The organism is Nocardioides sp. NPDC004968 (assembly GCF_040608935.1).
Lineage (GTDB): Bacteria > Actinomycetota > Actinomycetes > Propionibacteriales > Nocardioidaceae > Nocardioides.
Map to the genome: position 1 here is coordinate 105,502 of NZ_JBEXJF010000014.1, position 7,510 is coordinate 113,011.

The window sequence follows — 7,510 nt, forward strand, 5'->3', positions numbered from 1 at the left end:
TCACCCTGGCCAGAGGTCGAGCAGGTCCCCCGGGCGCAGCCCGAGGGCGTGCTCGATGTCGCCGGGCGAGGTCTCGCGCAGATACTCCGAGACCAGCTGGGCCAGCTCCATCCAGTAGCCGCGCAAGGTCGACTCGGACAGATACATCGACCGGCTCATCTCGGCGTACGTCAGCCCGCGGGCGCGATGGGCGAGGACCTCGCGCTGGCGCGGGGTGAGCACGGTGATGCTGCGGCGGCGCACGAGGACCTCGATGAGTCCGGTGATACCCGGGGGGATCACCGGCTCATCGGCGGCGACCGCGCGGAACGCCGCCTCCGCCTCGGCCAGCGACGCCGCCTTCGAGACCACGCCGGTCGCCCCGGCGGCGAGGCAGGCCGCGAGCACGAACCGGCGCTCCTCCTGGGAGTAGACGCAGACCCGGTAGCCGGCCTCGACGATGCGCCGGATGGCCGTGGTGCCCTGTGAGGCGTCGGGCTGGCCGGTGTTGGCTAGGTGGAGGTCGAGGATCACCACGTCGGCCTCCGGCTTCGCCGTCAGCAGGTCCTCGACGTTCTCGTGACTAGACACGAAGTTCAGATCGGGCAGGAGCAGACTCAGTGAGGCGCGCATCGCCGTCGCGTCGTCCACGTGGCTGAAGCGCGGTCCGGGGGTCACGTCAGACATCACGAGACCTCCGCGACGGTCGTCTGCGCGAGCGTGACAGTGGTGCCGAGGTCGCGGATGCTGTTGATCGCGACGTCGACGCCGGAGCGCGCGAGTTGCGCGACGACCACCTCGCGCAGACCGACCCCAAACGTCGTCGCGGAGGTGTCGAAGCCGATGCCGTCGTCGTGCAGGGTGACCTCCCAGCCGATGCCGTCCTCGTCCTCGGCGGCGTGCAGGACGACCCGCCCCGCCCGCGCGTGCTGACGTACGTTGAGGAGCAGGCTGCGCATTGCGGCGGCCAGGTCGTCGGCGAGCGCGCGCGGGAGCGCGACGTCCTGGGCGAGGTCGGCGACCACCGTGATCGGCAGGTCGTCGAACTCCGCGCCGACGGCGGTGACCACCGCGGCCAGGTTGGTCGCCTCGCTCACCGGAGGCGGGGTCTGACCGCTCAGATAGGCGCGCATCCGGTTGAGCTCGACCTCGGCCTGCGACCGCAGCGCGCCGTTGCCGTCGGCGGTGTCGGTCTCCACGAGCAGCCGCATCATCGCGGTGCCGTTGTGGATCGCGAGCCGGGCACGACGCTCCTCCTCGGCCTTGGCGGCCTCGGCGGCATAGCGCCGGGCCTCATCGGCCTCCGTCCCGATCCGCACGATCGTCTGACAGCCGAACCAGGCCAGCGGCCCGAGCACCAGCAGCGTCAGGCAGGTGCTCAGCGCACCGGTGAGGTCGGCCCAGCCGTCCACGGTCGGCGCGATGTAGACCGCCTCGGCGACCGCCAGCGAGCCGAGCAGGAACATCCACAGCCACCGCGAGCGTACGGCCGAGAGCCCGCAGGACACGCACAGCGCATAGCCCAGCTGGAACCCCACCCAGGTGCCTGTACGCAGCTCCACAGGGACCGTCCACAGCCCCACGATCAGCAGCGCCACGGCCACGGCGACGTCGAGCACGGCGTACGTCACTCCCGGCGGCCGCCGGGTGACCAGGGTGATCGCAGCGATCGCGACGAGCATGACGGTGGCCAGGATCCAGCTCGCCCCGGTCAGCCAGGGATGGTCGACGCGGGAGAGCGCGGGCATCGCCGTCAGCAGCGACGGCGCCATCTGTGCGAGGGTCGCCAGTCGCATCCCGGCCACGAAGAATGCCACCAGGCGCGTAGCGGCTGCCCGAGTCGAATGTGGCACCCGTGAATTGTCGCTGATGGTCGATCCGCGGGCGTCACCGGCCGATCAGGGCACCTCGCTGCTCGTCCATCTGCTTCCGCAGACCGCCCACGACGGCGGCCACGGCCGGCCTACGCCAGGACTCGGGATGCACGACCGCCCAGTAGGGCAGCCGCTGGTGGATGTCCTCGTGGAGCATCCGGACCAGGTCGGGGTGCCGGTCGGCCATGAAGCAGGGCAGCAGGCCCAGACCGGCGCCTGCCCGGGTCGCCTCGACGTGCACGAACACGTTCGTGGAGGTGACCGCGTCGCGGATGCCGGGCAGCAGCCGCCGGGGGATGTCGAGGTCGTCGACCTGAAGCATCGAGTCGACGAAGTAGACCAGGCGGTGGCGTACGGCCTCCTCGATCGTGCCGGGAGTGCCGTGGCGCTCCAGATAGCCGGGGGAGGCGTAGAGGCCGAGCTCGTACTCACCCAGGTGCATCGCCCGGCCGCGGTTCACCGCCGGCTCGCCGACCACCACCTCGATGTCGACGCCGGAGCGGTGCTGGGCCGCCTGCCGGGTCACGGTGACGATCTCGACTGAGAGCTCGGGATGGTCCTGCCGCAGCACCGCCACCGCCGGTGAGGCGATGTACGCGGCGAACCCGTCGGTCGTCGACATCCGGACCACGCCGGCCACCGGGTCGGCCGGCTCGTCGGCCGCCAGCCGGGCCAGTGACTCGGCGACTCCTTCGGCGGCCCGCGCCGCGCGCTCACCGAGAGCGGTCAGCGCCCAGCCGTCGGAGCCGCGCACCAGGACCCGGCCGCCGAGGGCGCGCTCGAGGGCGGAGATGTTGCGGCTGACCGTCGTGTGGGTCAGGCCGAGCGAGCGGGCCGCGGTGGTGAAGCGGCCGCTGCGCGCCACCTCCAGCAGCACCAGCAGCTGGTCGGCGGAGGGCGGCGTCGAGGGGGAGGTGGCCATCGGGCCAGCCTATCGGCGAATGTGCATTTGCGTTCACGCCGTGTGCCAACATGCGCGTTGCAAGCACATTATGATCGCTGTCACACTCCGAGCCATGTCCACGACACAGCCGGGCGCCACCGCCGCCCCCAACGACCCCCCAGTCGACGAGCAGAGCCTGCTCCGCAGGACCGTGGCGGCCTCCATGGCCGGCACGGTCGTGGAGTGGTACGACTTCTTCCTCTACGCCACCGCCTCGGCGCTGGTCTTCGCCAAGGTGATCATGCCGGCCACCGGCAACGCCTACGACGCGATCATCGCCGCCTTCGTGACGTACGCCATCGGGTTCGTCGCCCGCCCGCTGGGCGGCGTCGTATTCGGCCACATCGGCGACCGCCTCGGCCGCAAGTACACGCTGCAGCTGACGATCATGCTGATCGGTGTCGCCACCGTGCTGATGGGCTGCCTGCCGACGTACAACCAGATCGGCCTCGCCGCGCCGATAGCGCTGGTGGTGCTGCGGTTCGTGCAGGGGCTCGCCCTGGGCGGTGAGTGGGGCGGCGCCGTCCTGCTGGTCGCCGAGCACGCCCCCGACGACAGGCGGGCGACCTGGGCCGCCTGGCCGCAGGCCGCGGTGCCGGTGGGCAACCTGCTCGCCACGCTGGTGCTCACCGTGATGACCCTCGCGCTCTCCGACGCCGCCTTCCTGGCGTGGGGCTGGCGGGTCGCGTTCTGGCTCTCGGCCGTGGTGGTCGTCGTCGGCTACTTCATCCGCCGCTCGGTGACCGACTCGCCCATCTTCGAGGAGGCGAAGGCGGAGCAGTCCGAGTCCGCCTCGACCGGTTACGGCGTCTTCGAGGTGCTCCGCCGCTACCCGCTGGGCGTGCTCAAGGGCATGGGCCTGCGGTTCGCGGAGAACATCATGTACTACCTGGTGGTGTCCTTCTCGATCGTCTACCTGGTCGAGGACCAGAAGATGGACCAGGGCGCGCTGCTCGGCCTGATCGCGGTCGCGCACGCCTGCCACTTCTTCTTCATCCTCGCCGTGGGCCGGATCGCCGATGGCGTGGGCCGCAAGCCGGTCTACCTGGTCGGTGCGGTGCTCGGCGCGACCTGGGGCTTCTGGGCGTTCCCGATGCTCGACACCAAGAACAACCTCGCGATCGTTGCAGCGCTCATCGCCGGTCTGGCCATCCACGCGCTGATGTACTCCACGCAGCCCGCGATCATGGCCGAGATGTTCCCGACCCGGATGCGCTACTCCGGCATCTCGATCTCCTACCAGGTGACCTCGATCTTCGCCGGCTCGCTCGCGCCGCTGCTGGCCATCGCATGGCTCAAGGACACCGGCACCTGGACCAACACCGCGATCTACCTCGCCGTGGCCGGCATCATCACCGGCCTGGTCGTCCTCACCCTCAAGGAGACCCGGGGCGCCTCGCTGCGGGCCCTGGACCGCGCCGACGCCGAGCGTACTGAGCGCGAGGTGACCCCGGCGTGAGCTCAGCGACGACGGCCCCGCCCGCGTCGGCCGATTCCGGACGTACGCTGCGGGGCCGCCGCGCCCTGGTCACCGGCGGCGCTTCGGGGATCGGTGCGGCGGTGGCCCGCGAGCTCGCCGCCCGTGGCGCGCGGGTCGTCGTCGCCGACGTGGCCGGCGACGCCGCCCGTGCCCTCGCCGAGGAGATCGGCGGCGAGGCGTGGGTGGTGGACCTGACCGCCACCGAGGAACTGGACGACCTCACCCTGGAGGTCGACATCCTGGTCAACAACGCCGGCATCCAGCGGGTCAGCCCGATCGAGAAGTTCGACCCCGACGACTTCCGCAGGATCCACTCGATCATGCTCGTCGCTCCGTTCCTGCTGGTCAGGGCCGTCTTGCCGCACATGTACGCCAACCGCTGGGGCCGCATCATCAACATCTCCTCCGTGCACGGCCTGGTCGCCTCCCCCTTCAAGAGCGCCTACGTCTCGGCCAAGCACGGTCTGGAGGGACTCTCGAAGGTCACTGCCCTCGAGGGCGGCCCGCACGGGGTGACCAGCGTCTGCATCAACCCGGGCTACGTGCGTACGCCGCTGGTGGAGAAGCAGATCGCCGACCAGGCCGAGGTGCACGGTGTCCCGGCCTCCGAGGTCGTCGAGCAGGTGCTGCTGCAGGACGTCGCGGTGAAGCGGCTGGTCGAGCCGGACGAGGTCGGCTCCCTGGTCGGCTGGCTCACCGGCCCGGACGCCTCGATGGTCTCCGGCGCCTCGTGGGCCATCGACGGCGGCTGGAGCGCCCGGTAGCCCCAGCCTTCCCGCGCTCAGGCCTGCGTACGCCACCAGTCCACCGTCGCCTTCGCCCCGGTCTCGAGCGGGGTGGGGGCCAGGCCGAGCAGTGACTCGCTGGCCGAGGAGTCCAGCACGAACGGCTTGTCGAACTGGTAGACCATCTCGGCCAGCTCCCGGGTGCCGGCGTGCACCGTGCCGATCGCCTTCATCGTCCAGGTGGGGATGCGGCCGACCCGAGGTGCGGGGACCCCGGCCACGTCGGCATAGAGCTGGACGAGTTCCCGCTGGGAGATGGCGGGCGCGGTGGGCGCGTGCAGGAAGGAGTCCCACAGGCCCTCCTCGTCGGCGGCCTTGATCATCGCGGCACCGAGGTCGGGGACGTACGTCCAGGAGTGCGGTGCGTCCGGGTCGCCGAGGACGCGCATGGTGCGGCCGGCGAGGACCGTCGGCACCATGCGCTCACCGGCGTGGGCGTTGCGCACCAGCGGACCGTAGAAGTCCGAGGCCGCGACGCTGACCGTCGGGGTCGGGGAGGCGTCGCGGGCACGGAGCAGCTCGACCCGCACCGCGGGCTTGCCGAAGTCGGCGTTGCGCGGCGTCTGCTCGGTCATCGGCCCGGTGACGTGGCCGTAGGCGTAGAGGCTCTCCGGGAAGACGACCACGGCACCGGCCCGTCCGGTGGCCTCGAGCACGACCTTCTCTGCCCGCGGGAGCTCGGCGCGCCAGGTGTCGGCGGCGTAGGCGCTGCCGTGCATGCAGTGGAAGACGGCGCTCACGCCGGCGGCCGCCTGGGTGACGGTGTCGAGATCCGTTGCGTCGCCGCGGAGCCGCTCGATGCTCGCGTGCACCGGGCCGCTGCCGGAGCGGGTGAGGAGGCGTACGCGATCCCCGCGGGCGGCGAGCTGCTGGGCGATGGTCGCGCCGACGGGGCCGGCGCCGATGACGAGGTGGGTGCTGTTCATGGCTGTCTCCTGAGTGTGAGGTTTCGAGAGCAGTGCTCTCGGAATGAGTCTGACGCGAGACTTCGGCAAAAGCAAGAGCAGTGCTCACTTTTGTTGACAGCGCTCTCTGGGTCGGGTCACGATGGCGTCATGACAGCCACCTCACGAGACGGCACCCCACGCGAACGGGCGCGGGCGCAGACCATGGACGAGATCGTCCGGATCGGCCGCGAGCACCTGGCGATCCACGGTGCCGCCGCGCTCTCGTTGCGCGCGGTCGCCCGCGATCTCGGAGTGGTCTCCTCGGCGGTCTACCGCTACGTGAAGAACCGCGACGAGCTGCTGACTCTGCTCCTCGTCTCCGGGTACGACGAGCTGGGCGACGCCGCCGACGCTGCCGTCGCCTCGGCCCCCTCGGACGACTACCGAGCCCAGCTCCAGGCGCTCGGGCGCGCGGTCAGGACCTGGGCGCTCGCCGAGCCGGCGACGTACGCTCTGCTCTTCGGGTCGCCCGTCCCCGGCTACGCCGCGCCGGACGAGCGGACCAGTGTGCCCGGCACCCGCGTCCCGACCGCGATGCTGCGACTGGCCGCCGGCGCCATGGCGGCCGGTCGGCTAAGCGTGCCCGAGGTGCCGGGGGAGATCTCACCCGCTCTCGCGATGGGGCTCCAGGGCATCCGTGACCAGCTCGGGCTCGACCTGCCCGACGCCTGCCTCACCCGCGGCGTACTCGTCTGGACGAGCCTCTTCGGCCGGGTCAGCTTCGAGGTCTTCGGCCAGTTCGGCCCCGACAGCTTCGGCGACCCCGCCGCCCTTTTCGAGCTCCACCTGGCCACGCTGGCCGACGAGCTCGGGTTGTGATCCTCCGTCAAGGCGATGTCCTGAGCCTGTCGAAGGGTGCGCAGGAAAAGGCACACATCCCCAGCGGAACTCCGCTGGGGATGTGCGCCTTCGGCTGCATACCTTGATGAAGGAACAGCCCTCGACCAGCTACTTGATCTCGGCGATGACCGCGCCGTTGGCGACGGTCTCGCCGACGGTGGCGTTGAGGCCGGTGACGACGCCGGACTTGTGGGCCGTGAGGGGTTGTTCCATCTTCATGGCCTCGATGACGACCACGACGTCGCCCTCGGCGACCTCTTGGCCTTCTTCGACGGCGATCTTGACGATGGTGCCCTGCATCGGTGAGGTGACCGAGTCGCCGGAGGCGGCCGCGCCGGCCTTCTTCGCCGACCGCTTGGGCTTCTTCGCCGCGGTGCCGCCGCCGACCGCGAGGCCGCCGAGTCCGGCGGGCAGCGTGACCGAGAGGCGTTTGCCGCCGACCTCGACCACGACGGTCTGGCGCTCGCCGTCCTCGGCGGGTTCGCCGACAGCACCGGTGTAGGGGGTGATCTGGTTGTCGAAGTCGGTCTCGATCCAGGTGGTGTAGACCTCGAAGGACCCGTTGGCGGCGGTGTAGGCGGGGTCGGTGACCACGGCCTGGTGGAACGGGATCACGGTCGGCATCCCGTCGACCTGGAACTCCTCCAGCGCCCGGCGGGAGC

Annotated in this window: 8 protein-coding genes; 3 read left to right on the forward strand and 5 right to left on the reverse strand. The window is 70.9% G+C overall.

Annotated elements, in window-relative coordinates; translation table 11 throughout:
• Genes ABZU72_RS15615 through ABZU72_RS15625 form a run of 3 tightly spaced genes read right to left on the reverse strand, consistent with a single transcriptional unit; the run spans nt 1 to nt 2,775 of the window.
• The gene (locus ABZU72_RS15615; protein WP_355019749.1) at nt 1-666 is read right to left on the reverse strand and encodes a hypothetical protein; all 666 of its coding nucleotides are present in this window, start codon (nt 664-666) and stop codon (nt 1-3) included.
• The gene (locus ABZU72_RS15620; RefSeq protein ID WP_355019750.1) at nt 666-1,832 is read right to left on the reverse strand and encodes a hypothetical protein; all 1,167 of its coding nucleotides are present in this window, start codon (nt 1,830-1,832) and stop codon (nt 666-668) included. Before ABZU72_RS15620 ends, ABZU72_RS15615 begins: the two co-directional genes overlap by 1 nt.
• A 34-nt stretch (nt 1,833-1,866) precedes the next feature.
• Nucleotides 1,867-2,775 (reverse strand): LysR family transcriptional regulator, encoded by a 909-nt coding sequence (locus ABZU72_RS15625; RefSeq protein ID WP_355019751.1) that lies wholly within the window; start codon nt 2,773-2,775, stop codon nt 1,867-1,869.
• A gap of 94 nt (nt 2,776-2,869) precedes the next feature.
• Here ABZU72_RS15625 and ABZU72_RS15630 point away from each other — a divergent pair, with 94 nt between their 5' ends.
• A complete protein-coding gene (locus ABZU72_RS15630; protein ID WP_355019752.1) occupies nt 2,870-4,255 on the forward strand; it encodes an MFS transporter in 1,386 nt (461 codons plus the stop codon).
• Nucleotides 4,252-5,040 carry a 3-hydroxybutyrate dehydrogenase gene (locus ABZU72_RS15635; RefSeq protein ID WP_355019753.1) on the forward strand — a complete coding sequence of 263 codons (789 nt, stop codon included), beginning with the start codon at nt 4,252-4,254 and terminating at the stop codon, nt 5,038-5,040. The genes ABZU72_RS15630 and ABZU72_RS15635 overlap by 4 nt, the downstream gene beginning before the upstream one ends.
• A gap of 17 nt (nt 5,041-5,057) precedes the next feature.
• Here the strand turns inward: ABZU72_RS15635 and ABZU72_RS15640 are convergent, their stop codons facing one another.
• Nucleotides 5,058-5,987, reverse strand: coding sequence for an NAD-dependent epimerase/dehydratase family protein (locus ABZU72_RS15640; RefSeq protein WP_355019754.1), 930 nt, complete (start codon nt 5,985-5,987; stop codon nt 5,058-5,060).
• Between the two features lie 129 nt (nt 5,988-6,116).
• On the opposite strand from ABZU72_RS15640, the gene ABZU72_RS15645 reads away from it, so the two are divergent.
• On the forward strand, nt 6,117-6,827 hold the full coding sequence (locus ABZU72_RS15645; protein WP_355019755.1) for a WHG domain-containing protein: 711 nt from the start codon (nt 6,117-6,119) through the stop codon (nt 6,825-6,827).
• Nucleotides 6,828-6,956: 129 nt separating this feature from the next.
• Here ABZU72_RS15645 and ABZU72_RS15650 read toward each other — a convergent pair.
• Nucleotides 6,957-7,510: biotin/lipoyl-containing protein (locus ABZU72_RS15650; RefSeq protein ID WP_355019756.1), on the reverse strand; the 554-nt coding region annotated here is incomplete at its 5' end.